The sequence below is a fragment of the Streptomyces sp. NPDC002130 genome, from assembly GCF_040296465.1.
Taxonomy (GTDB): domain Bacteria; phylum Actinomycetota; class Actinomycetes; order Streptomycetales; family Streptomycetaceae; genus Streptomyces.
This window is the reverse complement of record NZ_JBEOXI010000001.1, coordinates 35,100-58,990: the sequence shown is the minus strand read 5'-3', so window position 1 is coordinate 58,990 and position 23,891 is coordinate 35,100. Positions and strand designations below refer to the sequence as shown.

At 67.6% G+C, this 23,891-nt stretch carries 27 protein-coding genes and 1 pseudogene; 11 read left to right on the top strand and 17 right to left on the bottom strand.

Going from position 1 to position 23,891, the window contains the following annotated elements; all coding sequences use genetic code 11:
* Positions 1-490: 490 nt before the first annotated feature.
* Together ABT116_RS00300 and ABT116_RS00295 are read left to right on the top strand one after the other, a co-directional pair.
* The gene (locus ABT116_RS00300; RefSeq protein ID WP_351625614.1) at positions 491-1,138 is read left to right on the top strand and encodes a hypothetical protein; all 648 of its coding nucleotides are present in this window, start codon (positions 491-493) and stop codon (positions 1,136-1,138) included.
* An 86-nt stretch (positions 1,139-1,224) separates the two neighbouring features.
* Positions 1,225-2,193, top strand: a complete 969-nt coding sequence (locus ABT116_RS00295; RefSeq protein WP_351625686.1) for a hypothetical protein — start codon at positions 1,225-1,227, stop codon at positions 2,191-2,193.
* A gap of 91 nt (positions 2,194-2,284) precedes the next feature.
* On the opposite strand, the gene ABT116_RS00290 is transcribed toward ABT116_RS00295, so the two are convergent.
* The 10 genes from ABT116_RS00290 to ABT116_RS00245 all read right to left on the bottom strand — a co-directional run bounded on the left by ABT116_RS00290 (position 2,285) and on the right by ABT116_RS00245 (position 9,415).
* The gene (locus ABT116_RS00290; RefSeq protein WP_351625611.1) at positions 2,285-2,515 is read right to left on the bottom strand and encodes a hypothetical protein; all 231 of its coding nucleotides are present in this window, start codon (positions 2,513-2,515) and stop codon (positions 2,285-2,287) included.
* A 311-nt stretch (positions 2,516-2,826) separates the two neighbouring features.
* Complete coding sequence (locus ABT116_RS00285; protein ID WP_351625609.1) at positions 2,827-3,297, bottom strand: pilus assembly protein TadG-related protein; 471 nt, start codon at positions 3,295-3,297, stop codon at positions 2,827-2,829.
* Complete coding sequence (locus tag ABT116_RS00280) at positions 3,294-3,722, bottom strand: TadE/TadG family type IV pilus assembly protein (protein ID WP_351625607.1); 429 nt, start codon at positions 3,720-3,722, stop codon at positions 3,294-3,296. Before ABT116_RS00280 ends, ABT116_RS00285 begins: the two co-directional genes overlap by 4 nt.
* A complete protein-coding gene (locus ABT116_RS00275) occupies positions 3,723-4,184 on the bottom strand; it encodes a TadE family protein (RefSeq protein WP_351625606.1) in 462 nt (153 codons plus the stop codon). It abuts the gene before it with no gap.
* 44 nt (positions 4,185-4,228) lie between these two features.
* Entirely contained in the window at positions 4,229-4,480 is a 252-nt protein-coding gene (locus ABT116_RS00270; RefSeq protein ID WP_010041603.1) for a hypothetical protein, read from the bottom strand.
* 89 nt (positions 4,481-4,569) lie between these two features.
* Positions 4,570-5,493: a type II secretion system F family protein gene (locus ABT116_RS00265; protein WP_033309076.1), complete on the bottom strand. Its 924-nt coding sequence runs from the start codon at positions 5,491-5,493 to the stop codon at positions 4,570-4,572.
* On the bottom strand, positions 5,493-6,482 hold the full coding sequence (locus ABT116_RS00260; protein WP_502983797.1) for a type II secretion system F family protein: 990 nt from the start codon (positions 6,480-6,482) through the stop codon (positions 5,493-5,495). The genes ABT116_RS00265 and ABT116_RS00260 overlap by 1 nt, the downstream gene beginning before the upstream one ends.
* A gap of 7 nt (positions 6,483-6,489) precedes the next feature.
* The gene (locus ABT116_RS00255) at positions 6,490-7,797 is read right to left on the bottom strand and encodes a TadA family conjugal transfer-associated ATPase (protein WP_351625602.1); all 1,308 of its coding nucleotides are present in this window, start codon (positions 7,795-7,797) and stop codon (positions 6,490-6,492) included.
* Positions 7,794-8,675, bottom strand: coding sequence for a hypothetical protein (locus ABT116_RS00250; RefSeq protein WP_351625600.1), 882 nt, complete (start codon positions 8,673-8,675; stop codon positions 7,794-7,796). Before ABT116_RS00250 ends, ABT116_RS00255 begins: the two co-directional genes overlap by 4 nt.
* Positions 8,676-8,692: 17 nt before the next feature.
* Positions 8,693-9,415 carry a hypothetical protein gene (locus tag ABT116_RS00245; protein ID WP_351625599.1) on the bottom strand — a complete coding sequence of 241 codons (723 nt, stop codon included), beginning with the start codon at positions 9,413-9,415 and terminating at the stop codon, positions 8,693-8,695.
* 717 nt (positions 9,416-10,132) lie between these two features.
* Here ABT116_RS00245 and ABT116_RS00240 point away from each other — a divergent pair.
* Entirely contained in the window at positions 10,133-10,837 is a 705-nt protein-coding gene (locus ABT116_RS00240) for a hypothetical protein (protein WP_351625597.1), read from the top strand.
* 64 nt (positions 10,838-10,901) lie between these two features.
* Here ABT116_RS00240 and ABT116_RS00235 read toward each other — a convergent pair.
* Together ABT116_RS00235 and ABT116_RS00230 are read right to left on the bottom strand one after the other, a co-directional pair.
* Positions 10,902-11,192, bottom strand: a pseudogene (locus tag ABT116_RS00235) (LCP family glycopolymer transferase); the annotation flags it as partial.
* Positions 11,193-11,236: 44 nt separating this feature from the next.
* Complete coding sequence (locus ABT116_RS00230) at positions 11,237-11,731, bottom strand: hypothetical protein (protein WP_351625592.1); 495 nt, start codon at positions 11,729-11,731, stop codon at positions 11,237-11,239.
* 549 nt (positions 11,732-12,280) lie between these two features.
* Between ABT116_RS00230 and ABT116_RS00225 the strand changes: the two genes are divergently transcribed.
* Positions 12,281-12,931: a hypothetical protein gene (locus ABT116_RS00225; protein ID WP_351625589.1), complete on the top strand. Its 651-nt coding sequence runs from the start codon at positions 12,281-12,283 to the stop codon at positions 12,929-12,931.
* Positions 12,928-13,962 (top strand): hypothetical protein, encoded by a 1,035-nt coding sequence (locus tag ABT116_RS00220; RefSeq protein WP_351625586.1) that lies wholly within the window; start codon positions 12,928-12,930, stop codon positions 13,960-13,962. Before ABT116_RS00225 ends, ABT116_RS00220 begins: the two co-directional genes overlap by 4 nt.
* Before the next feature lie 134 nt (positions 13,963-14,096).
* Here the strand turns inward: ABT116_RS00220 and ABT116_RS00215 are convergent, their stop codons facing one another.
* The 3 genes from ABT116_RS00215 to ABT116_RS00205 all read right to left on the bottom strand — a co-directional run bounded on the left by ABT116_RS00215 (position 14,097) and on the right by ABT116_RS00205 (position 16,846).
* Positions 14,097-15,335 (bottom strand): mucin-2, encoded by a 1,239-nt coding sequence (locus ABT116_RS00215; protein ID WP_351625583.1) that lies wholly within the window; start codon positions 15,333-15,335, stop codon positions 14,097-14,099.
* Between the two features lie 123 nt (positions 15,336-15,458).
* Complete coding sequence (locus ABT116_RS00210) at positions 15,459-16,223, bottom strand: hypothetical protein (RefSeq protein ID WP_351625580.1); 765 nt, start codon at positions 16,221-16,223, stop codon at positions 15,459-15,461.
* Between the two features lie 125 nt (positions 16,224-16,348).
* Positions 16,349-16,846 carry a hypothetical protein gene (locus ABT116_RS00205; protein ID WP_351625577.1) on the bottom strand — a complete coding sequence of 166 codons (498 nt, stop codon included), beginning with the start codon at positions 16,844-16,846 and terminating at the stop codon, positions 16,349-16,351.
* Positions 16,847-17,297: 451 nt separating this feature from the next.
* Between ABT116_RS00205 and ABT116_RS00200 the strand changes: the two genes are divergently transcribed.
* From ABT116_RS00200 to ABT116_RS00175, 6 genes are all read left to right on the top strand, one after another.
* Complete coding sequence (locus tag ABT116_RS00200) at positions 17,298-17,654, top strand: hypothetical protein (RefSeq protein ID WP_351625574.1); 357 nt, start codon at positions 17,298-17,300, stop codon at positions 17,652-17,654.
* The gene (locus ABT116_RS00195) at positions 17,654-19,147 is read left to right on the top strand and encodes a C2 family cysteine protease (protein WP_351625571.1); all 1,494 of its coding nucleotides are present in this window, start codon (positions 17,654-17,656) and stop codon (positions 19,145-19,147) included. The genes ABT116_RS00200 and ABT116_RS00195 overlap by 1 nt, the downstream gene beginning before the upstream one ends.
* A gap of 10 nt (positions 19,148-19,157) precedes the next feature.
* Positions 19,158-19,493, top strand: coding sequence for a DUF6406 domain-containing protein (locus ABT116_RS00190; protein WP_351625568.1), 336 nt, complete (start codon positions 19,158-19,160; stop codon positions 19,491-19,493).
* The gene (locus tag ABT116_RS00185; protein ID WP_351625565.1) at positions 19,474-20,259 is read left to right on the top strand and encodes a hypothetical protein; all 786 of its coding nucleotides are present in this window, start codon (positions 19,474-19,476) and stop codon (positions 20,257-20,259) included. The genes ABT116_RS00190 and ABT116_RS00185 overlap by 20 nt, the downstream gene beginning before the upstream one ends.
* 137 nt (positions 20,260-20,396) lie before the next feature.
* Entirely contained in the window at positions 20,397-21,074 is a 678-nt protein-coding gene (locus ABT116_RS00180; protein WP_351625556.1) for a hypothetical protein, read from the top strand.
* A gap of 181 nt (positions 21,075-21,255) precedes the next feature.
* Positions 21,256-22,692 (top strand): PE-PGRS family protein, encoded by a 1,437-nt coding sequence (locus tag ABT116_RS00175; RefSeq protein WP_351625553.1) that lies wholly within the window; start codon positions 21,256-21,258, stop codon positions 22,690-22,692.
* A gap of 51 nt (positions 22,693-22,743) precedes the next feature.
* On the opposite strand, the gene ABT116_RS00170 is transcribed toward ABT116_RS00175, so the two are convergent.
* Together ABT116_RS00170 and ABT116_RS00165 are read right to left on the bottom strand one after the other, a co-directional pair.
* Positions 22,744-23,580, bottom strand: a complete 837-nt coding sequence (locus ABT116_RS00170; protein WP_351625550.1) for a hypothetical protein — start codon at positions 23,578-23,580, stop codon at positions 22,744-22,746.
* A 40-nt stretch (positions 23,581-23,620) separates the two neighbouring features.
* Positions 23,621-23,881 carry a hypothetical protein gene (locus tag ABT116_RS00165; protein ID WP_351625547.1) on the bottom strand — a complete coding sequence of 87 codons (261 nt, stop codon included), beginning with the start codon at positions 23,879-23,881 and terminating at the stop codon, positions 23,621-23,623.
* Between the last annotated feature and the right edge of the window lie 10 nt (positions 23,882-23,891).

Sequence of the window (23,891 nt, the reverse complement as noted above, 5' to 3'; positions counted from 1 at the left end):
CGAACGCAACGATCACTCTTCTTCGCGAGCGCCACCCCCGCCCCTCACACTCTCCACACAATCACCCAAGGTGGGCCGAGGGCCCAACACGCCCCCCTGACAGCTTCGTTCCCCGTCGCACACGTCGAGCTTCGGGGGAGAAGCCATCGGACCAGGACAGCGCGGCAGCCCTCGAGGACGCCACCAACTGCATTCGCGCGCTGAACCACGGCATCACCAAGCAGGCCCCGGACGATCCCGCCTTCCAGTTCTACTCGTCGGGCCAGTTCGCCGTCCGGTGCGCGGAGGATCGTCGCCCTGCTCAGCCGAAGCCCCCTCGACGCAGGCAGCGACTTCACCGCTCCCCAGGCGTGAAACGCACTGTTCGCAACCGCCACGCCACACTCCTCACCTTCCCCACACAATCCCCCACTGCCTCCCATGGAGCCGTGATCCACCCCTGATAGCTTCGTTCCCTGTCGCGTACACCGAAACAACGGGGAGATCAACTGTGGCCCGCCGCGCACTGACCACGACTGCCGCAGCGTTCGCCACGGCGGCGGCGCTGCTTCTGACCGCCTGTGGCGGGGGCGACGACTCGGCATCGGACGACATCAAGGGCGCGGACAACAGCTCACCCAGCCCAACGGCCTCGAAGTCGTCCACGACACCCGGCGTGAAGCGCCCGGTCATCAAGCTCCCCAGCAGCTTCCAGCTGACCTTCGAGAACTGGACGAGCAGCGATCCCGAGGAGCAGGCCGTGCTCGACGACGCCAAGGAAGAGGTCCGGGCCGGATACGCGGCGATCATCGCGAACGACCCGGACAGCGCAGCCGTGACCTTCTACGACACCAAAGGAATCCGCGGGCTGACCAAGGAGTGGATCAAGTCCTACACGGACAAGGACCTCACCGTCATCGGTGAGCTGCCCGCCTTCGACCCCAAGCTCGTCATGGCCGAGAACGGCAGGGGAGCCTCGCTCACCTACTGCACGGACGAGACCGACGCGAAGACCAGGAACCGCAAGACCAACAAGGTCGAGGGGAATCCTGCGGGCACCAACCCCTACGTCCGCTACTCGGTCTCCCTGGCGAAGAGCGAGCAGGGCGTGTGGCAGAACTCGTCGGTGCGCGGCGAACGAGGGAAGTGCTCCAGGTGAGGGCGCCGTACCGAGCAATACCCCTGATCACCACGTCCCTTGTCGTGGCACTTCTGAGCTCGTCGCCGGCCGGCGCGTTCGGAGGCATGGGAAGCGGCGTGCGAGGCGGCTCCAACGACAGCGGTGAACTGTCCGCCTCAGCCTCGCACTCCCGCATCAAGGTCACCCAGACCAGCGGCCCCACCGGCGGCAAGCAGGGCACCGTCGCTTCGACGGACGTGAACTGGAAGCCGCCGCCGTGCTGGTACGAGCCCGTCTTCACCCCTGAGCAGCTGAAGAACTTCTCGGAGAACGACGGCAGCGGCGATGTCGGTCTGCGTGACGGCTGGTACGGGTCGAAGCTCTGGACCGACCACTTCCGGGACGAGAAGGACGCCACCACCATCTTCACGAAGCCGGCGACCGTGAAGGGGTACAAGAACTACAACCTCGGCAAGAAGGGCTACTTCTGGCGAGGAGTCGCGCCCAACGTGACCGGACTCGACGACACGTCCCTGTGCAGCCGGCTGATGTTCTGGCAGGACGCGGGCGAGATCCCCGACGTGCCGAAGGCACCCACCCCGAAGATCCTCGCCGAGTACGCCTACGACAAGGTCAAGGTCCCCGAGACCGAGGTGGAGCTGAAACCGGCGGCCAGGTCGACGGTGAACCTCCCGACCTGGGCCTGGCTCGACAAGGGCACCTTCAAGGAGGTCAAGGTCCGCGCGGAACTCCCCGGTACGGGCCTGTGGGCGGAGACCACCGCCAAGCCGGTCGCGCTCCACCTGGACCCGGGCACCGAGGACGCCGAGATCTTCCCCGCCTCCGGCGACTGCGCGATCAACGACGACGGTTCCATCGGCACGCCGTACGCCAAGGACAACGCCGACACGACCCCACCGTGCGGCATCCGCTACCTGCGCGCCACCGACGGCACCCCCTACCAGCTCTCCGCCAGCATCACCTGGAAGATCACCTGGCAAGGATCCGACGGCACCGACGGCGACCTCCCCGACGGCACCTTCGAGACCACCCAGGACATGAACGTCCAGGAGATCCAGTCGATCAACCGCTGACGCACCGCACGCTCGTGCCCATGATCGTCAGGCGCAGGCCGTCAGTGAAAAGGCCCCGGGTTCGAAGTCCCGGGGCCTTTTCATGCGTTCGTCAGTGAGCGACGGCCGCGTTGAGGTGCAGGTCCGCCGCGATGCCCTGCGGCGAGACGGAGAGGCCCACGCCGCCGCCGACGCCGGTGGTGAGGCCCGCGGCCGTGGTCTCGACGTAGAGACCGGCAGCGGCGCCGGCACCCGCGGTGGCACCGCCCGCCTGGCCGCCGGCGATGGTGTCCAGCTCGGCGTCGGACATCTGGGCGGTCTCGATCTGCGGGGTGAAGGCCATGGGGGGCGGTTCCCTTCGTTTCATTCACTTCAATTGCTCGAGCGCGACCGATCAAAGCACGCCGGAGTAGGGGCGGCCAGTCAGTGCCCAGTCCGCGGATGGGAAAGCGGACGGAAAGGAGGGAGTGAATTCATCGGTGTGACCATTCGGTCACCGGGGGCCTCGCGGCCTTCACACCTTCTGCCGTTTCGCGATACAGGAATGCGGTCCGCGGCACGGAAAACGGTTCGGGCCGGGCTGCTTCCCCACTCCATCCCGGCCTCACAGTGAACGGTGTGCAGATTCGCGGGATGTTCGGGATCGGGATCGGCTCAGCCGACCTCGTTCTCCGCCACCGCCTGCCCGTGGACCACCACGTCACCGCCGTAGAACATTCCCGTGAAGACCGGGGAGTACGTGAGCTGCACCTCGACCTCGACCTGCTCGGCGTTCGCCGCCACGCAGTGGGTCGCGCCGATGTCCGCGCCCGTCATGTCCATCTCGCGGGCGAACGCCTTCACGCGGGCGTTGCAGTTCTCGAAGTTGATGGGGGCGGGGCCGCCCTCGTTCTCGTAGAGGGCGTCGCGGTCGATGTCCTGGGCCGCGTAGCGGGCGGCCTGTTCGGCGATGTCGGCGGCGCGTTCCCGCTTGGAGATGGACAGGCCGCCGTCGATGACGAACGCGGACAGCGAGAGGAAGACCAGCGTGAAGATGATGACCGCGCCGGCACCGGAGCCGCGGTCGTCCAGACGCGCGCCACGGGCCGTCCACCACGACAGCCAGGAGCACCGGAGGTGCCTCACACCGACCTCCGGAACGGGTCGAGCGGGGAGCTGAAGCTCGCCGACAGCGTCGTCGGAACGTCGAGGCCGAGCATGGCCAGACCCCGCACCTGGCAGCTCACCTCTACCGTGAAGATGGTGTCCGGTTCGAAGCCCTGGCTGGTCTGCGTGACGTTCACCGGTCCCGAGCAGACGTCCGCCAGGTTGGCCTCGGCGGCCTTCTTGGCCTCGGCCATGGCCGTCGCGTGGTCCTTCTGGATCGAACCCGCGCGGGCCGCGTCCCTGGCCGCGCCGTCGAGCGCTCCCCGGCCGTCCACGAGCTGGCCGAAGGCCACCAGGACCAGGATGAACAGGATCATCACCGGTGCGAGGATCACGACTTCGACGGTGGACAGGCCACTGTCGTCCGCGGACCAGCGGTCCTCGGGGAGGGAAGGGACGGACATTCAGTTGCCCTCTTCCTGCACGAAACGCTCCACCGGCCCCGCCGACTGGGCGTGCACCGTCAGATCCAGCCCGGGAAACACCGTCGGGACCCGGGCCGCGATCTCCACGCCCACGGTGTTCTGCTCCGGCTGCAGCATCGTCACGTCCGGGGACAGCACCAACTGCGGTCCCAGCTGCTGGATGTAGCTGTCCACCACGTCCCGCGCCTCGCCCCGCCACGCGCCCGGCTGTTCGTCGGCCGTGGCACGGGCCTTGCGGGCTCCGGCCTGGGCCGCCGCCTGGGCGACGTGATCCGCGAAGAAGTACAGGGCGAACTGCACCGTAGCGAAGATCATGAAGAACAGGACCGGGGTGAGCAGCACGAACTCGATCGCGGTCATGCCTGAATCGCCGCGGGTGGCCGCCCGTTCCCGTGCGGCCCGCGCCCAGCGGCGTACCCGTCTGCTGACGTCTGCCGGCATCCCCGTGAACCCCGTTGCTCCTGCTCCAGATGCTCTTGAGGCGATCAGCAGGTCTTGCCCGCGTCCGCACCCTTGATGCAGTCGCCGACCTTGTTGGCGCCCTCGCTGAGCGCGGCGTTGATGATGGCGGCCACGACACCCACGATCGCCACGACGACCGCGGAGATGATGACCCACTCGACCGCGGAGGCACCGCGGTCCAGCTCGCCCGAGCGGGCCCGCTCGGTGCGCGCCTGGAGGAAGGTGACGAGGAAGTCCACGGCGGGAATGCCGGTGTGGAAGTTACGTCCGTTCATGACGTCTTGTCCTTTCGAAATCAGGTCACGGAGGTTCTGGAGTTGTGAAGGTCGCTCACTGCGAGCTCAACGCAAGGCTCATGCACGGCTCACTGCACCTGGAACACCCGCATCGCCGCCGGAAAGATCAGGAACACCAGGAACCCGGCGCACAGCAGCAGCTGCGCCACGAGCATCGACTGGGACTTCTCGCCCGCGCTGCCCTCGATCTCGGCGAGTTCACGGTGGCGCATGGTCTCGGCGCGGGAGGCGAGGGACTCGCGGACCTTGGCACCGTCGTCCGCGACCAGGGCCAGGGAGGCGGAGAGGTCCTTCAGCTCCTCAACGCCGATCTCCTCGCCGAGCGCGCCGAGTGCCTGCCACTGGCTGACGCCGGTGATGCGGGCGTCGGACAGGGCGTTGCGGATGCGCTGGTTGGCCCAGCCGTCGGAGACCTCGGCCGCGGCCATCAGCGCCTCGGGCAGCCCGCGTCCGCCGGCGAGGCTCATCGACACCAGGTCGAGGTAGGCACCGATCACGCGCCGCAGGTCGCGCCGCTTCTCGGCGGCGTCCCGCCGTACCTCCAGGTCGGGCAGGAAGAAGAAGACGACCGCGAAGAGCAGCGCCAGCCAGACCGGGATGATCGGGCTCCTGCCGAAGCCCAGGGTGTAGACGATGGCGAACAGGAACGGACCGAAGAACAGGCCGGCCACACCCAGCAGCACCTTCGTCGCCAGGAACTTCTCCCAGCTGCGGTCCAGCACCGCCAGATCCGCGCGCAGCGAGCGCTGCTCCCAGCCCTGCTGGAGGTAGAACTCCGAGACGCGCAGGCCCACTTCCGCGCGCAGCGCGCCCAGGCGGCCCTTCTCCCGCTCGACCCGGGCCGACTCGTAGGCCGAGCCGCGGGCGCGCATCGCGTCGATCCGCGCGACCTGCGAGATCGCGCTGCGCTTGCTGGGCATGAGGGCACGGACGAGGGCGTAGATGCCCAGGCCGATGACGGCGCCCACGACGAGCGGCATCGTGAGATCCATCAGCGTGCCCCCTCTTCCTGCGGCAGCCGCTGCTGCGACTGCGCCCCCGACGGCGTCCTCGGGCGGACGAACTGGACGGATGCCTCGTCGCGGACGAGGAAGCGCTCGGGCGTCTCGATGGTGGACAGCTTGCGCAGCCACCAGAAGCCGAGCGCGAACAGGCCGCAGACACAGGCCAGGACGAGCTGCCCGACGGCCGTTCCGTACGGCGCCACGAAGTCGCGGTTGAAGATGGACAGGCCGAGCACGAAGGCGATGGAGACCGCGACGACGATCTGAACCGACCTGCGGGTCGAGGCGCGCTGGGCCATGACCCGCTGGCGCATGTCGACCTCCTCGCGGGCCGACTTGGCCAGGGCGCCCAGCACTTGGCGCAGACCCGGGCCGCGCAGCCGGGCGTTGAGGATGAGGGCCGCGACGATGATGTCGGCGGACGCGTCGTCGATCTCGTCGGCGAGCTGCTGGAGCGCCTCGGGCAGCGGGGTGCGGGCGCGCAGCCGGTCGACGAGGGCGTCGAGGTGGGGCCGCAGGACGGGGGCCGCGGCGCGGGCGGAGGCCGGGATGGCCTGCTCCAGGCCCACGGCGCCGGCGATGGTGTCGCGCAGGGACTCCGTCCAGGAGGCCAGGGCCTCCACGCGGCGCATGGCGGCCCGCTCCTCGCCGGCCCCGCCGAACAGGCGGTCCCAGAAGAAGACGAGGACACCGGCCGCGATGCCCGCGACGGCCCAGCGGGTCAGGACGAGGACGACCAGGCCGACGATGGCGGCGAGCGAGCCGCGTTGCCCGGCGAAGCGGATCAGTTCGCTCGCCCGCTCGGCGGCCTTCTGCTTCTCGTGGTCGGGCTTGGCGGGCAGCCCGCGGATCGCGATGAGGAGCAGGGCGAGCCCGCCTCCGACGGCGACACCGCTGCCTATCGAGTACAGGACGGTGGTGGAGAACAGGCCGCCCATGGCGCCGAGCGAGCCGATTGCCGCGAGATTCGTGGTCATCCCCGGCTCACCCCCAGGTCCCGGTCGGCCGGTAGCCGTGTGCCATCAGTTCCTCCAGGCAGGCTATGGGGGCGTGCGGCACGATCCGGCCGTCGGGGGCCTCCGCGAACACCTCGCTCGACAGCACGCGTCCGTCGACGCCGTTGACCTCGCGGACCGAGGTGACCATGCGCTGGAGGCGGCCGCCGTTGCCGTAGTTGTTGCGTCGCTGGATGAAGACGACGAAGTTGACCGCGCCCGCGATCAGCATCTGGCTGGCCTCGATGGGCAGCCGTTCCGTGGCCTGCAGCGCGTAGGTGGAAATACGGTTGAAGACCTCGTGCGAGCTGTTGGCGTGGATCGTGGACAGGGAGCCGTCGTTGCCCTGTGACATCGCGTTGAGCATGGTGACGATCTCGTCGCCGAGGACCTCACCCACGATGACGCGGGAGGGGTTCATACGCAGCGAGCGTCGCACCAGTTCCGCCATCGAAATGGTGCCCTGGCCCTCGGAGTTGGGCAGGCGCTCCTCGAACGCGACGACGTTGGGGTGCAGGTCGGGGAAGGTGTCGAGGCCGAGCTCCAGGGCCCGTTCGACGGTGATGAGGCGCTCGTGCGGCGGAATCTCGTTGGCGAGGGCCCGAAGGAGCGTGGTCTTACCGGCGTTGGTCGCGCCGGCGATCATGATGTTCTTGCGGGCGCGGACCGCGCAGGCCATGAAGTGGGCGACCTCGGGCGACAGTGTGCCGTTGCCGACGAGGTCGGAGATGAACACCTTGCCCATGCGCGCCCGGCGGATGGACAGCGCGGGGCGCCGGGTGACGTCCATGACGGCCGACAGACGCGAACCGTCGGGCAGGCGCAGGTCGAGCTGCGGGTTGGCGGAGTCGAAGGGACGCGAGGACAGACCCGAGTAGGCACCCAGCACCTGGATGAGCTCGATGAGCTCCTCGTCGGTCTCGGCGACGGGGTCGCCCTGCACCTCGCGGCCGTCGGCGTACCCGATGAACACCTGGTCGCAGCCGTTGATGTCGATGTTCTCGACCTCGGGGTTGTCCAGCAGCGGCTGGAGCCGGCCGACGCCGAACAGCGCGGCGTGCACGGCGGCCGCGTACTGCTCCTCGGTCTCGGCGTCCAGCGGCGTACGGCCCGCGTTGATCTCGGCGCGGGCGTACTCCTCCAGGATCTGGGCTATGACGGCACGGGCGTACTGCCGTTCGTCCTCCGCGGACATCGGCGTGACGCCCGCGACCTGGTCCTGCCGGCGCTGCTCGGCGATGCGGTCGCCGGCGTCCTGGCGGAACCGCTTGACCAACTGGTGGTCGACAGCGGTCATGCGCCGGCCCCCGCGTGGCCCTGCATCTGGCCCGGACCGTGCGGGGCGTGGCGGGCCTGGTCGGCCTGCGCCGAGGCGGCCCAGGCGGCGCCGTACTGCTGGTAGAGGTCGGCGGCGACCTTGCGGGCCGAGCGGATCAGCAGCGACTTGTCGAGACGGCCGCGCTTACGGCCGGCCAGCTGGTCGGCGCCGGCCGGGTCGTCGGCGATGGTCCCGACCACGCGGGCACCGGTCTGGGCGTGCACCAGCATGTCGTTGACCTGCGAGGCGAGCTTGCCGGCGGTGCCGGTGTCGGCGATCAGGACGACGCCGATCATCGGAGTGCCGAGACTCGCGACGCCACGCGATCCGCCGTGCAGCTTGCCCGCGAGGGCGGCGGCGCGGTCACGGACACGGGCGATGGCCTCGGGCTCGGTGCGCGAGACGAGCAGCACGAGCGCGGCGTGCGGGAAGAGTTCGACGGCCGGGGTGTCGCCACTGATGCGTCCGCAGTCGGCTATGACGTCGGCGGCGGCGTGCGGGGAGTCGGCGAGGGAGTTGAAAGCGTGCCCGAGGGTCGGCCACAACCCCGCCAGCCCGGCGGCCTGTTCGGCGATCCCGAGCCCGACGAGGACCTCGAGCCCGCCGCTCAGCGGCTGTACGTGGTCCCAGAGCTGGTCGGGCACGAGGCCGCGGCGTGCGGTGGCGGCGATGGACAGCATGCCGGTGTTGGGGTTGAGCGGTCCGCCGTGCGCGGCGGCACTGCGGTAGACGAGGTCACCGCCCGCCGGGTCCGCCTCGGCGAGCAGGACACGCCGCGGCCAGACCGCCGCGAGGGCGACGGCCGCGGTGGTGACGCCGGGGGAACCCTTGTCGGCGGCGAGAGCGATGAGCGCCATGGGTCGGGTGCCGCCTTCTAGTTGCCGGGGACGTGCACGATGGCGACTTCGTTCGCGGCCGCCGCGGAGGCGAGCGCGGCCGCGTCGGCCTGATCGACGAGGAGGGTGAGCGACAGGTTGCCCGTGCTCACGGTGGCGTCGTCGTCCGCCTCGACGCCGTTCACGCGCGCGTTGTCGACGAGGGCGCCACCGGAGGAGGTGCCGCTGGAAGCGCTGTTGCCCTCGGAGTTGCTCGAACCGGAGCCGGTGGAGCCGACGCGGTAGGCGGACACGATGTCGCCGGCCTTGATGTCCGCGGGGTACGTGCCCTCCTTGAGGGCGAGTCCGACGGCGGCCTTGCCGGCGGGCAGGCTCGCCTTCTTGGCGAACATCTGGCCCATCACTACCGTGTCGGGGTAGATCGTCGTTTTGGCCTTGAGCGTCTTGAGCGTGTCCAGCTGGGACCACTTGACGTAGTTGATGCTGTCATCGGCGGCGACCATCACCGACGTCGCGTTGTCTTTGGTGACGGCCTCCCCGGCCTGGATCTCCTTCGTCACCTTGACGACCTCGATGCGGTCACCAGCCTGCAGAACGAGCATGGTCGCGCCCAGCGCACCCACCAGGATGAGCAGCACGGCGAGTGCGGCCAGTGCCGGTTTGCGCTCGCGAGGCGGGGTGGGAAGCCGGTCGCCGATCGACGGCTGAGCCGGAGCGGCAGAACGACCTGCGCCCGCCCCCGTACGCTCTTGGATCTTCACGCAACCGCTCCCCGTACACCCAAGAAGATGTCTGTCATGTGCCTTCAAATTCGGACACTTCACCCGCGTCGACCCGCACGGAAAGGTACGGGACGGGCCGGACGTACTCGCCCGACCTGGGCGAATAGCCAGCACTGGGGGTGAGTGTCAAGCCATCGCACCGTATCAGCCGCACATAAGCCCCTCAAGGCGCGTCCGGCCCCATGGGCCGCAGGCTGCGGCCTGTTATCCATCTGCAACGTCGCCCCCGCTCAACCCGGCTGGGACCGACCCCACATGGCACCCTCACCTGTGCGCCAGCGAATCGCCACCACCCCCAACAGCCCGGGCCGACCGCCGGGTTCGTCACCTACCGGCCATGATGCCTGCACGATTCACTCACGAAGTCGGAGTGAGACGCCCCACGGTCATGCCCTCGCGAGGGTGATGGCCTTGAGCGTCGCCGCACTCTTGGGGGTACCGAGATCAGGCGACGTAGTGGGGGGAGTCTGCGGGGTGATTCGCCATTCGCCCGGGCTGCCCCGCCACCGCCGCGGACGGCGATGCCCCGAGCGCCGGGCAGCGCGTCGCGGACGCCCCTCACCAAGGCGACGCCCTCGACGGCGACTCCGCCGTACTGGCGGGAACGGTCACGACCGGCTCCCGTAGCGCGCGACCCAGCCCCCCGAGCCGCCATGCCATGATCTTCGCTCGAATCAGCGACCGAGGAGCCCCCCATTGAAGCGCGCCGCCCTGGCCGTCGTCTCCGTCCTGGCCCTGACCTCCGCACTGACCGCCTGCTCGGGCGGTGAGGCCACGCCTTCTGCTTCGCCGTCGGCGCCGAAAGCCAAGCAGATCACTCCGGCACAGCGGCTGGCGAAGGTCATCGTGACGAAGGGCGACCTGCCCGGCCACAACGTGTCCGAGCCGGAAGCCGAGTACGCCTTCGCCAAGTCCTCGGACGAGGTCACGGTCGACAGGTCCGGCTGCGCTCCGCTGGCCTACGCGATGAACCAACTCCCGCTCGGCGAACCGCAGGCCGACCTCACACGCAGTGCCGGGGCGGGCTACGGCAAGGCGAGCACGTACATCACTCTCGCCTTGTACGAGCCGGCGGCCGAGGCCGAGTCGGCGCTGGCAGAGTTGGCGAAGGCCGTACCGGAGTGCGCGGACGGGTTCACCGCGAAGGCGGGCAAGAACACCACGGTCTACGAGTCGGTCACCGCCGAGAAGGGCACGACGACCGGCGCCGTCGCCTTCCGCTCCACGATGACGTTCCAGGGCATCACCCACACCCTGCACACCGAAGCCGTCCGCAACGGCGACGTGCTCGCCGTCTACTTCTCGGTGAACGGCTTCGCCATCGCCGACAGCACGCGGCCCAGCGACGCCAAGATGCCCGCGAACGTGGTGAGGGCGCAGAACTCCAAGCTCGCGAAGTGAGCCGGGATTCACCGGAGCGGTGAACCCAGGGTCGCCCGCGGGGCCCGCGCCGCCCCCCCCCTGATCAGCCAGGTGACCGGTCCTCCCGCAGGGCCGTGAACAGGGCGCGGGCCCGCCGCTCGTCCCACTTCACGGCGCTGCCCTTGGAGGTGCGCAGGTCGGACGGGGCGGCTGCCTTGCGGGCGAGAGCGGCGAGGAATCTCTGCTGGTTGCGGGGGCGGCCCAGATCGCCCTGTGCACTCCTGCTTGCGCTGCCGTACGAAGGCCAGCGCCTCGGCACCGTCGAGGCGCTGGCAGCCGGCGGACAGGTTCGAGCCGGAGTCTCGTCCCGTGCGGCCTTGTCCAGGCACAGGTCACAGATGTGCCGAAGGAAGCGATGTTCTGAGCACGTCCGTCCACTCACCCAGGGATGTATTCCCTGTCCCACCGGCTCTGCCGCACACCTCCCCAGGTGCCCATCGCGACGGCGAGGACGAAGAGAACCGCGAGGAAGACGGCGTTTGAGCTCTGCTCCACATCGCTGGTCGGGCTGGCAACTCCTGCCGGGTCGAACCGGACACGCAGCGTGTCGCCCACCTCCACCGGGTTCCTGCACCCTCCGCCTTCCCTGAGCGAGGGTGAGATCACACGACCGCCGACTGTCCGCAGGTCACAGGAATTGGTCTTGGCGCTGTCCTTGCGCACGACCTCGACGTCGGCCCACTCACCCCGCTCCGCCAGGGCAACCTGATCACCGCCCCCGTTACCGAACATGCCCAACGCGACCCCCGCGACGACGGGCACGACAGATTGCCAGGCGACTTTCCTCTGCTTGCGAGGAACCCTCCGCAACATCAGCACCGGCACGAGAACCGATGCCAGCGGCAGCACGATCCAGGCGAGGAGCAGGGCCACCCCACGAACCGGGCTCCACAACGGCACGACGGGACTGAGCCAGGCGAGCCCCAGCGAACCGCCTGTGCACAAGGAGCTGAACACCGCCCACCGGGCCAAGTCGGTGCGCCATCACGCCTTGACCCCTTCGTCTTGTCCGCAGAAGGCCCTCATACATGCACTCCCCCACACGCGCGGTTCACGGCCTTGGCCTCCGCTACGGTCACGACTGCTCGACTGGACAACCCGTCCGGCGGCGGCTGCGATGGGCCTCTGGGTCGGCCAAGTCAATCACTTGAAGGGCCGACCCCCGATATACCCGCCAAGCGACTGCCCGACATGTAACGCGGGGCTAACGAAATCCCTGAGGAATCTACGGTCCGAGAGGGCAGTGAACCTGCCTCCGCGGACGCCGCCCACCTGAGCACGAGCAGGACACAACCTCACACCAGCAAGCATCGTTCGCCCGAATTGACCCAGTTCTTATGCAAGTTCGCTCTGGCGAAAACTGCAACTTCCCCGATAGCTTCAGTGCACTTGACTGATCTCATGTCTCACGGGGAGTCCACTGTGAAGCGCCGCTCTTTGCCCGTTGCTGTCGCGCTCGCTGCGTCCACAGCCCTACTGCTCACCGCGTGCGGTAGCAGTGATGCCGGCTCGAAGGACAACGACAAGATCGCGGGCTCCGACACCGGATCCCAGGAGGCGACTTCGAGCCCAAGCGCGTCGGACTCCGCCGGGCGGCCCGACATCAAGCTGACCGGCGGCGTGGAAGACGTCTTCGAGGGCTGGGAGACGGGCAACGCCACGAAGGACGCAGTGCTGGCGGACGCCGCGCGAGCACAGACCGCGATCAATGACGCCATCCTCAAGGGCAAGACGGACACCCCCGGCCTCACCTTCTACTACCAGGGCGAGGCCCTCACGACGTCCGTGAAGTGGGTCCAGAAGTGGGTGGACGCCGGACTGACGTACACGGGCACCACCCGGTACTACAACCCCAGGATCGAGTTGTTCAACGACACGTCCGCAGGAGTCTCCTTCTGCGCCGATGAGACCAAGGCATACAACAAGGACCGAAAGTCAGGAAAGATCGACAGGTCCCCGGCCTCGGACGATTCCTACGTGCTGTACAACACCCGCTTGGAGCGGACCACTCAGGGAGTGTGGCAGACGACCAGTGGGACGTCCGTGCGCGGGAGCAAGGGATGCGTTCAGTGACCAAGGTCGGTTCCGCTGCCGCAGTAGGTACGCTCGTGATCGCCTGCACACTTCTGACGTCCAGCGCAGCCTTCGCCAAGGATCCCGGCGGATCTCAGTTCGACGTCTCGGGGAGTAACGAGACGGACAGTGGCCAGACTCTCGAGTCGCGGATCGTCTTCCGTGGATCTACCGGCAAAACTGGGGCGAAGGAAACCGGGCAGTTCAAGCCCGTCGGCGACTGGACTCCACCGGCTTGCTGGTACGAGCCGAAGTGGACTCCCGCCGAATTCTCCAAGGAATTTCAGAAGCAATGGAACATCCCGCACGCCAGTGGTGTGGGAGAGGCCTACGCCTTGTCCAAGGACTACTACGTCAACGGGGAACCGTACAAGGACTTCAACAAGTCCGAAACGGGCAAGGGCCTGTGGTGGGACGCGGTTCGGGACAAGAGCCGAGAGGAATCGGGAGACCCGGCCGCCTTTTCCTGCGACACGAAGACATTCTGGGTGGAGAACGGCGAGACCCCTACGGTGGAGAACGCCGTGACCCCGAAGATTCTCGCTGATCTCGCCTACAGCCGCATCAAGGTGCCCGACACCGAGGTAACCCTCGCCCCGGCGAACACCACCAAGGTCAACCTTCCCACTTGGGCCTGGCTCGACCGGGCCAAGTTCCAGGACGTCTCAGTCACCGCCTCACTGGACGTCGGCGGTGTGAACCTCCAGGCCACAACCACCGCCAAGCCCATCGCGCTCAAGCTGGAGCCAGGGACGTCGGACGCCGAGGTGTACCCCTCCTCGGGCGAGTGCACCTTCAACGACGACGGTTCGATCGGTGAACCATACGCAAAGGGAAAAGCCGACCGGACGCCGCCTTGCGGAATCAGGTACCTGCGTTCTTCCGGTGACGGCTCGTTCAAACTGCGAGCGACCATCACGTGGGAAGTGTCCTGGACTGGGACGGGCGGCGCCGGCGGGGACCTCCCCAATGGGACCTTCGGAACTGAGCAGAACGTAACCGTCGAGGAGATCCAAGCCGTCAACAGGTGACGGAGCGGACGTGAGGCAAAGGGGCGTGGGAGGCACGGCCACGCCCCAACGACTTACTGGAGCGGCCTGCCCGTACGCAGCAGTCGATGCATCCTCTCCGGAACCGTCCGTGCCGCCGCCCGTGACCACTCCCTCTAGTCGAAGGGATTGAGGGCACTTCCCAGCTGCTTCGCCCCGTCGACGAGCTTCCCCGCCCCCTCGCCGATCTTCTTCCCTGCCCAGCGTCCGGCGTCGGCCACCTTGCCGGGGAACTGCCTCACGGTGTCCCAGTTGTCGACGATCGTTGCGACGCCGTAGACCGCGCCCGTGACAACGGCGGCACCGATCGTCACGGGGTTGGGCGCGACCATGGCGGCGGTGAGCGAGGCGTTGAAGGCCACACCGGACACCTTTGCTACGTATCCCGCCTTGTCCCGCTTGAAGGCATCAACGGGGTTGCCTTCCTGAATGACGTCGACAGCACCGACCACCGTTGCCACGGCGCTCCCGCCGACGCCGGCCGCACGCCACCAACCGGCCGTGCGCAGAGCTGTCCCGGCCCCGGAGGCGAAGGCACCCAGACGACTCGCCCCGGCCACCCGCGCGGCTGTGCCGGCGTTCTTGCCGGTCTTGAGGAGATTGGCCTCCCAGGCCCACAGCTTTCCGCCATGAATCTGGGCAAGTTTGTCGGACCCGGTCAGGACGTCCAGGACAGCGGTCGGGGTAGTCCTACCGATCTGCGCGCCCAACTGGGCGATGCGCGCCGGAATGTAGGAAGGCGGCCGTCCCTTGAGGATCTGAGCGAGTGTCGTGCCCGGCGCCTTGAGGAACGTGCCGTTCTTGAAGTACTTGATCAGGTGCATCGTTCCCGCGGCCGCCATCTTGAAGGCGCCCGGGACGGTCGAAGCCAGTGCGGTCAACTCGATGTAATCGCCGACGACTTCACCGATGTTCTCATTGCCACTGACCTTTGCAGCAGCGTCCCCGGGTATGCGCTGCAACCAGTCCTGGTAGGTCTCGCCCGGCTTGCGCTTGAGCCAACCAGGGTCGAACTGGCTGCCGTTGGCGACCGCGGCATTGGCGATCAGCATGGCGTCCGGCGGCAGCTCCCCGCCTTTGAGTTCCTCCGGCTTGAAGCCCGCGTAGAGCGCCGCAGCCTTGGGATCCCCGTTTTCGGCCCGCAGCACGGCCGCGCGCCGCCGCAGGTCGACCGCCGTGTCATCGGTCCAACCCCGCAGCGGCTTCAGCGAGCTAAGCTTGTCGGTCACACCGAGACGGGAGGCCCGGGTGAATGCCTCATCCAGCCGATCCCGCAGATTCCCTCTGCCGTCGAACAGCTTGGCCAGGTGTTCGAGGCTGTCCGGATTGGCCATGCGCTTGGAACTGTCGCTCATTTTTCCCCGTGATCGATCGCTGCGCTGGGTGGGACTACATGCCGGACGGCGAAAAGGCGCCGGCAGGACACTGGGCGCCGGCCCAGGTCTCTCGGGTCTCGTGTCTCGGGACGCGAGCAGCTGTCAGCGGGACTGCGCCTCAGCGGAGGCGAGCTGCGCTCCGTCCGGGAGCAGTTGAGTGATCAGCTGCCAAAGCTCCTTGGCCGAGGTGCGCCGGACCCTGAGCTCGCTGTCAGCGTCCACTTGGCCGTCGCGGATCGGCTCGGCGGGCATCTCACGCAACCAGTACCCCTCCAGGCCGCAGTCCCAGACCGACAGAGCGGAGACGCCAAGCCCGTCCTCGCCCTGCTGCTCCTCAGCTCCCTTCCACACGACGGTCATCCGCCACATGCAGTTCAGCTGGGACAGCACCTCGGCCAACCGCACCGGGCCACCGGCCGCCTCCGCAACGGCCTCAGGCTCTTCGAACTCGCCGTTCTCCATGCAGACGAGCACCTGGTCGAGCGTGCCCATCGTCGAGACGATCACCTCACCGGAATCGCCCTCGGAGGTGAAGTCGCGGTGCAGGTCCACCATCCTCGCCAGAGCCCAGACGAGCGTCTCGGGCTCCGCGGGGACGTACTCGGACTCGGACTCGCCGGGCCAGTTCTCGTGGGTGAAGATGAAGTCGTCACCCACGACGGCCCCACTCTGCGTGAGGCCCTGAGGTCCGGTGGTCTCGACCCGGGCGATGACACGCGGCTCCATGAGCGTGGAAACGAGTGGGTAGAGGTCGGCGATTATCTTGCCGTCGACGTCAAGGATGCCCGCCTCCCGGAGCTCGGTATGCGCACCCGTCAACTCGTCCGGAACCTGGCCCTCTTCCACGAGTAGCCCCAGCACACTCACGTGGGCATCGGACAACCGCAGCCGACGCCGAGCCGCATCCACGGAAGGCATTCTTCTTTTCCCCCTGAAATTCGGAAATCACTGAATCAGATCTTGCTGAGCTGACGAGAAAACAGTCGAACCGGTTAGAGATCGTTGAACCGATTGAGAAAGCGCCCGGGCAACGACACCAACGCGCCGGGCAACGACAGGTTCCGTGTGTACACACCCTCGAGGACGAGCGCGATACTGATGTCGAGGGCATCCGCCTCGCCGCTCCAAGTACCGGAAAGGGTGCTGGGATTCCGCCAACTCGATCGAGTTATGCGTACTTCGGCGCCCGGGCGGACCAGCTCATGACGCCGCTTGCCACCCCGCTCGGCATACGTGTACGTCCGTCCCTTGACCCTGATGCGAAGGGCACGACCGCTCTTCCCCGGCCACCACACGTTTCGGGAGAGATCCGCGGGATCCCAGTCCACCCGCAGTTCACCCCTGGCCAGGAGCGGCCGCCGGAGGTACCGGAGCCCGAGGTAGGTGACGAGTGGGAAGCCCTCGCCGCTCACCGCAACCTCACAGTATTCCGACGGATAGTCGCTGTGCTCCGTCGGGAAGGCGAGCTCGATACGGCCGAGGCCGTCCACTCGGCCTGCCCAGAGGTGAACGTCACCACGGGCGCCTCGTACGGACGCCGCCCGCTGCAGCTCAAATGTGAGCCCACCCATACGCCTGCCCCTTTCCCTCGATCTTCTGCCCTGGCCGACCGGAGCGGCGCACGGGGCGCACGCAAAGCCACTGTAAAGCAAAGGCAATCGCAACGCCTGGAGACAAGTTACCCGGCGACCATTGGCGCCATAAAGGGACTATCGGGCATAGCGGAGGTTCTTGGATCCAAGCGGGTGCAATCACTGCTGGGGCGACCAGCGGGTGTTTGCAATGAGAGGGCGTAGGGATTGTGGCGACCATGTGTCGTTCGGGGAGATTTCTCAGGCCTTCGAATGGCCGAACACCACCCCCGTATGCTTCCCCAGCGATGCCGTGGATCCATGCGTGAGGCGCGGCAGGCACCAGCAGCAAACGGGGGAGGAAACAAACGTGGGGCCCACCTCGGGTGATGGCGCAGCCGAGTTGAAGAAGCGGGCCGACCGGCTGCGGGATTGCGCACGGGAAGCCAGGGCACTGGCCCGCAGGCTGGGGCCGTACCTCGACGACGCGGTGAAGAAGGCCACCCCGCGTGCCGCAGCCTTCCGAACCGGCGGCGACGAGGGCGCCATCTGGCAGGGCCCGTTCGCCGATGAATGCACGGTCAAACTCCAGCAACGACAGCGCTCGCTGAACAGCATGGGCACCGCACTGCTGGGGGACGCCACCCGCTGGGAGAGCCAGGCCGACGAATTGGACCGGCAGGCCGGGGAGAAGGACAAGGCCCAGGCCGGAACGGGTGGCAACTGATGGGCTTCAGAGGCTTCGACGCCGCCAAGCTGACAACTCTCGCCGGCCGGCTGGACACCCTCGCTCAGAACTCCGGAAAGCTCCATTCACAGCTGGCCGCCGTACTCACCACCGCCCAGCAGAACCTGCCGTCGGGGCAGAACGCCTCCCGCAACCCCGACCTCCAGGACCTCGTCGGCGATGTCGTCCCGATGCCGTCGTTCTTCCGTCGCCCGCGTCTGCCCGGTTCCCTCGGCGGCGAACTCGGCGACATGCAGTTTTCGATGAAACGCCGCATCAGGCAGATCGAGGGACTGCAGGAGCTGGAGAAGCGGGGATACCCCGTGAGCGACAGCAGCGTCTTCCTCGACGAGAAGGCACCCGACGCGAAGAAGATCGACGATGCCCTGCGTCATCTCCACGTGCTGCGGGGCAAGGACTTCGGCACCGACGGCAACCGCGACGAACTGGAGCAGATCTCCGGCGAGCTCGACGGACTGACCGCCGCCGAACTGGACTCCTTGGTGACGAAGGCCTCGCCCAAGGACCTGGCCTTCTACAACCAGCTGCTCACCAACACCGACGACTCCGGCTGGAACCCGTTCGACGACAACGGCCTGCCCGAGGACAAGCGCCGGGACACGATGAGCCTGATGCTGTCCAAGGTGAGCCCGGAGAACGTAGGCAAGTTCACGGCGGCCTTCCCGGGCGTGCAGCCCACGTTTACGAACACCGCCGCGTACGAGGCGGGCGGCAACAGCCAGAACGGCCAGACCAACAACGGCATTCACTGGGCACCGCCTCCGGACCCGCTGTTCCAGGACGGGGTGTCCGCCGATGACGTCAATCAACGCCAGTTCGGCGACTGCTGGTACGTCGCATCGCTGGCCGGCCTGGCGCAGAAGGACCCCGCCTTCGTGCAGGAGGGCATCAAGCAGAACCCGAACGGCACGGTAAGCGTCCGCGTCTGGGACAAAGAGGGCAACTACCACTGGGTGACGATGACGGCCGACCTGCCGTCCGACCAGAACGGCAACCCCATCGGCACATACGGCAACGGGGAGAGCTGGCCCGCGTACTACGAGAAGGCCTTCGCGATGGTCTACTCGGACGACGGTGACGACGAGCGTGGATACGGCGGGATCGAGGGGGACGACCCCAAGAAGTCCGCTCCCTACCTGACCGGCAAGGAAGGCGAGGACCTGACCGCCGGCGGCTTCCTGGGCATCGGCGAACACGAGGACAAGAGCCTGGAATCGCTGAAGGAGGCCTACGGCTCCGGGAAGGTCGTCACCGTCTCCACCCCGGCCGACGAGGAGCTGGACAAGAACCACCCGGCCGAATGGGGCAACGCGTATCACAGCAACCACGCGTACTACGTCCGGGGATTCACCGACGACGGCAAGGTCATCCTCGGAAACCCCTGGGGCGTCTCCGGCTATCCGCCGATTACCGTGTCGCAGGAGCAGTTCAACAAGTACTTCGGCGGAGCGGAGGCCTTCGATGCCCCATGACGCCCGGGAGATGAGCAGTGTGTCCGAAGGCGAGCAGGTGAAGTACCCCTTCGCGTTCGACGGCCGCTGGGCGCTCCGTCACCAGACTCCCTACACCGTCGAACACGACGGCCGGACGTACCAGGTCTTGGCGACCGTCTTCGCCGAACCCTCCGTGCACGGACGTATCCGGATCGGCTGCGAAGGCCGCCCCGCCGGAGAGTTCGACGGATTGCATCTGGGTGACGCGCTGGAGATCACCGGGGACAGGTGGCGGGTGGTGGAGATCGACTACCGCACCCGCATCGTGCTGGAGCACGTGATCGACGGCTGCAAGGAGGACACCGGTGTTCAGGCCGGCGAGTAGGTACGGCATCGCGGGCGCCACCCTGGCCCTGTGGGCGCTGACCGCTTGCGGTGGGTCGGCCGGCGGCCGCGGTGACGACCCGACGACCGCACCCACGACCACCAGGGCGGTGACGAAGGACAAGGGCCCGCAATGCGTCGGTGAAGCCCCGGCGGACGGCGTGCACGTCCTGCGCGGAGGCGGGTTCCGGCTGCCCGGCGGTGGAGGCGTGCAGTACGCGGCCGCGAGCGCTGACGGAACGTCGCGTACTGCGACACTGCGCGACGGGGCCGGTTACGCGTCGGGGCAACAGCAGTGGACCGCGAAGCCGGGGTCCCGGGTCACCGTCTCCGGCCACGCCTACACCGTGCGGCAGGTCTGCTCCTACCGTGTCGTCCTGGAACCGAAGGACACCAAGGACAAGGCCGCTCTCGCCGCTGCTCCCAAGTCCATGGATTTCGCGGGCGGCGCCGCCGACAACACCCTGTGCTTCACCACCAACCGCGCCGTCCTGGCCGCCGCGGCAAAGAGCTTCCCGGCCAAGGGACAAACGCTGTCCCTCCTCGACAACGGCGGCGTGAAGCAACTGCCCACGGGTCCGTCCCTCACGGTTTCGTACGTCGACACCGCGGCGGGCACGGCCGGCCTCGGCGCGAACTGTGCCGGGGTTCCGGTGGCCCTCTACAAAGACGTGAGGGTCGGCGACACAGTCGAATTCTCGGGGGTGCAGTTCAAAGTGTCGGGGCTTACGGAGCAGGCGGTACGCCTCACCCGGACGAGCGAGTAACGCGCAGGAGCGGCCCTGCCCTTCGAAAGCCCGTGTTCCGTGGGCCGAGCATCGACGGCCAGGCCGCCCTCACGCCCTCTTCACCGGCTGGGGTTATGGTCGGAGCCCATCCCCGAAGTGACCCGGAGAGGCACACCGTGTTCGGCAGGAAAAGGCACGTCGACGAACCTCCCATCCCCCTCCTCCCGTGGACGGACGCCTGGGAGTTCGCCATCACCGACGAGGAACGGCCTGCCGTCGGACAGCGCAAACATGCCGCACTCGGCGTCCGTGCGTTCAGGGTCCCGCAGAGTTCGGGAGGTCAACGCGTCAACGCCCCGTGTGCCTTCTTCCCGCCGCAGCCGTCGGATCCGGCCGCCCGTCGCCTGTACGAGGACGCCGAGGGCAGCAGGCTGCTCTGCTCCCTCGACGAGCCTCAGGACCTCGAGGGCAGGCGCCACTACGAGGTGCGCGACGCGCGGGGAGAGGCGATCGGCACGATTCAGCGCATCGCTCCGCTGAAGCACGCCTTGAAGCCGACGTGGCGCATCGTCCAGCCGGGGCACCCCGAGATCGTCAGCAGCGCGGAGTGGGCGAAGGGCGGCCCCAGGGAGATGGTCCAGCGCGGTGCCGGAAAGCTGCTGCTCGGCGTCGTTCAGGCCGTCGCCGACATGGGCGCGGAGGGCGGTGACCAACCGGCCAAGTCTCGGGTCCTCGAATGGAAAGCCGGCGACGAACTCGTCCTGACCTCCGAGGGCGACGTCAGGTTCCTGGTTCGGGCCGCGTGGCTGGACCGACGGCTGGTCTTCGCATACGCACTCCTGCGTACGGGTTGAGCACGACCCCGGAGCGTGCGGCGGCGACGCGGCGATCTTCCTCAAGAGTGCGTTTGCACATGGTAAAGAGCCGGTGATCCAACGGTCTCGCGTGAACCCTCGTCCGTAAAATCAGTGAGCGACTCCACAGCCTTGACCGGCTGGTGCCGGAACACACACTCTGGGGATTTGAAACGTGGGCATGCGGAATGTGAATCCGGACGATCTGGACCAGCTCGCGAAGCTGCTCGACGGGCGCGGCGGGGTCCAGGACAAAGTGGATGAAGCATTCACCAGAGCGTCCAGGCTCGGCGTGACAAGCAAGTTGACCACGCTCAAGCCCCTGCGCGGCTGGGTCAAGGACACCGCACCGGACTTGCGCAAACGGGCCGTCTTCGCACGACTGGAAAGCGGTGACCCGCAGGCCGGACTCATGTGGGCTGGATTCAGCCCCAAGGAGATCGAGAAGTACAAGAGCGAAGGCCTCGGCCCCGACGCCCTTGTGCTGGCCAACTCCGTGGCTGCCAGCGACGATCCGAGCGCCAATGAGTTCAAGCGGCAACCGGATGAGTCGCTGGCGGACTGGATACAACGGCTGGAAGCTCATGCCATAGCCCAGATACCCGAGCTCCAGCCGCACGAAGAGACGATCGCCACCATGATCGGCCTCTACGGCGACTGGGGATCCGTGACCGCCGCCACGGCTGTCGTCACCATGCAGGGCACGTCACTTACCAAGGTGCTGCTGGGCAACTCCCTGAAGGCAGGTGCTCTGCGCACCTGGAAGACGCGGCTCGGCGTCGTCCTGCGGGGCTCCGAGAGCGGCCTCATCCGGTCCGCCGGCAACGGTCTGATCAAGTGGGCACCGAAGATCAGGTCGTTGAGCGCTCCGGGCAGTTGGCTGCCCGGACAACTCGGCTCCCTCTTCGGGCGGAGCAGCACCTATCAGAGCCTCTCCCGCATCCCTTTGACGAGCGGTCTCCGGGGAGACTTGATCGGCCAGGGCTACAACTGGGTGCGCGCCACGCCCTTGATGAACACGCTCCGCGCCAACGGGATCATCGACTTCCTGGTCGGTTCCGACCAGGCGGCCAAGATGTACGGCGGTTTCACGCACTCCGGCCAAGCGGTCGCCCGCGCCGGCAACGCGAGCCTGATCAAGGTGTTCACCAAGGCCGCGAACAGCCAGCGGTTCGCCAACTCCGTAGCGGAGGCCACCAACGCCGCGCGGGGCGCGGGGGCACTGCGCACCGGCCTCGGCGCCGCCGCCAAGACCGCAGGGTTCCTGCGCGGCGCCGGCATCGTGGGCGGTGTCCTGTCGACCGGCTTCAGCGCCGCCAACGTCATTTCGCAGGGCAACCCCGTCGACGCCTTCAAGAAGAAGGGCGCGGCATACGTCGCCGACGTCGCCGAGGTCGGTTTCAACGCCTCCCTCACGGCGGCCATGGTCGCTCCGAACCCGGTCACCATCGGCCTCGCGGTCGGGACAGGTCTCATTTACGGCGGTGCGAAGGTCGTCCAGCACTGGGACGACATCAAGGAAGGCGCGGGCAGGGCGGCGGGCTGGGTCGGTGACAAGGCCAAGGACTTGGGGAAGAGCATCGCCAAGTCCAAGGCGAATCCCATGAACTGGTTCTGAGGGGCCCCGGGCGGATACACCGGGTCGCACTACTCCGCGCCCCATGGCTTACTAGTCCGCGACCAGCAACTCTTCCTTGTCCGGCAGCAGGTCCGTGATCTTCTCCCACACTTCGGCGGAGTTGGACTTCACCAGGACGAGTGCACTGTCGGGGCCGACCTGACCCGGCATGATGGGCTCTTCGGGCTGTTCGCGGATCCAGTAGCCGAGGGGACCACAGTCCCAGGCGGCCAGGGCGCGGATCATCGTTGAGCGCCGGCCCTCGTGTTCACCGTCCCAGGCGGTGGTGATGCGCCACGTGGCGTTCAGGGAGACGACCAGGTCCAGGAACTGGCCCAGAGCCGGGTCCTCGAGGTCGGTGTCCGCGTCGACCAGTGCCTTGCGCACGAGATCGCGGGTCACCTCCTCGTCGGCACCGGACTCTTCCAGGGCGACGAACGCTGCGTCCAAAGCACCCATGGTCGTCTCGACACGAACTTCCGGAGTGCCTTCTGCCGGCTTCTCCGTCCGGTGGAGGTTGACCTTGCGGGCGAGTTCCCACACGAGGGTGTTCGGCTCGATGGAGACGTACTCGGACTCCTCCTCCCCCGGCCAGCCATCATGAGAGATGACTGCCTCCTGGCCCACGATCACCCCGTGGTTGACCGCGCCGTGTTCGCCCGTGATCTCCACCTGAATCATGACCATCGGGTCGGCCAGGGCGCCCAGCGGCTCGCGGAGAACCGGCGCCAGCTCTCCCTCCTCGCCGACCAGGCCGATGCGCTGGAGCTCGACCAGTGACTCCCACAGCTCCTCAGGGGGCGTCTCACCGTCCAGGAGGTGTGCGAACACGGCGATGTGACGGTCAGCCAGCCGGAAGCGAGCTCGGGAGCTGTCGTACGAGGGCACTGGCGCGCATTCCTCTCGCTGCAGCAGGGGGCAGCCCCTGCTACTTCTTCTCGTCCTTCAGGTCCTTGGCGTCCTGCGCGCACTTGTGCGCTTCGTCGCGCAGCGCCTTGGCGACGGTGCCGCACGTCGTGTGCCAGCTCTTGAGGCGCCCGCGCACGTCGTCCGCATTCGGTCCCGACCAGGTCTTCATACCGGTGGTGCTGTGCTTCTTGGCCGCATCGACGAGTGAGTCGATATGGTCGGCCAGCGACCGCAATTGGCTGGCCCGCTGGTTGAGTTCCTGAATGTCTGGATTTGCCATAGCAGCCTCC

What these genes read in the sequence shown, in the direction of transcription:
- ABT116_RS00175 (WP_351625553.1), top strand. Translation starts at nt 21,256, where the DNA reads ATGCGGAATGTGAATCCGGACGATCTGGACCAGCTCGCGAAGCTGCTC.
- ABT116_RS00250 (WP_351625600.1), bottom strand. Translation starts at nt 8,675, where the DNA reads ATGGCGCTCATCGCTCTCGCCGCCGACAAGGGTTCCCCCGGCGTCACC.
- ABT116_RS00255 (WP_351625602.1), bottom strand. Translation starts at nt 7,797, where the DNA reads ATGACCGCTGTCGACCACCAGTTGGTCAAGCGGTTCCGCCAGGACGCC.
- ABT116_RS00290 (WP_351625611.1), bottom strand. Translation starts at nt 2,515, where the DNA reads ATGGCCTTCACCCCGCAGATCGAGACCGCCCAGATGTCCGACGCCGAG.
- ABT116_RS00265 (WP_033309076.1), bottom strand. Translation starts at nt 5,493, where the DNA reads ATGGATCTCACGATGCCGCTCGTCGTGGGCGCCGTCATCGGCCTGGGC.
- ABT116_RS00280 (WP_351625607.1), bottom strand. Translation starts at nt 3,722, where the DNA reads ATGTCCGTCCCTTCCCTCCCCGAGGACCGCTGGTCCGCGGACGACAGT.
- ABT116_RS00165 (WP_351625547.1), bottom strand. Translation starts at nt 23,881, where the DNA reads ATGGCAAATCCAGACATTCAGGAACTCAACCAGCGGGCCAGCCAATTG.
- ABT116_RS00275 (WP_351625606.1), bottom strand. Translation starts at nt 4,184, where the DNA reads ATGCCGGCAGACGTCAGCAGACGGGTACGCCGCTGGGCGCGGGCCGCA.
- ABT116_RS00195 (WP_351625571.1), top strand. Translation starts at nt 17,654, where the DNA reads ATGGGCTTCAGAGGCTTCGACGCCGCCAAGCTGACAACTCTCGCCGGC.
- ABT116_RS00295 (WP_351625686.1), top strand. Translation starts at nt 1,225, where the DNA reads ATGGGAAGCGGCGTGCGAGGCGGCTCCAACGACAGCGGTGAACTGTCC.
- ABT116_RS00190 (WP_351625568.1), top strand. Translation starts at nt 19,158, where the DNA reads ATGAGCAGTGTGTCCGAAGGCGAGCAGGTGAAGTACCCCTTCGCGTTC.
- ABT116_RS00215 (WP_351625583.1), bottom strand. Translation starts at nt 15,335, where the DNA reads ATGAGCGACAGTTCCAAGCGCATGGCCAATCCGGACAGCCTCGAACAC.
- ABT116_RS00270 (WP_010041603.1), bottom strand. Translation starts at nt 4,480, where the DNA reads ATGAACGGACGTAACTTCCACACCGGCATTCCCGCCGTGGACTTCCTC.
- ABT116_RS00260 (WP_502983797.1), bottom strand. Translation starts at nt 6,482, where the DNA reads ATGACCACGAATCTCGCGGCAATCGGCTCGCTCGGCGCCATGGGCGGC.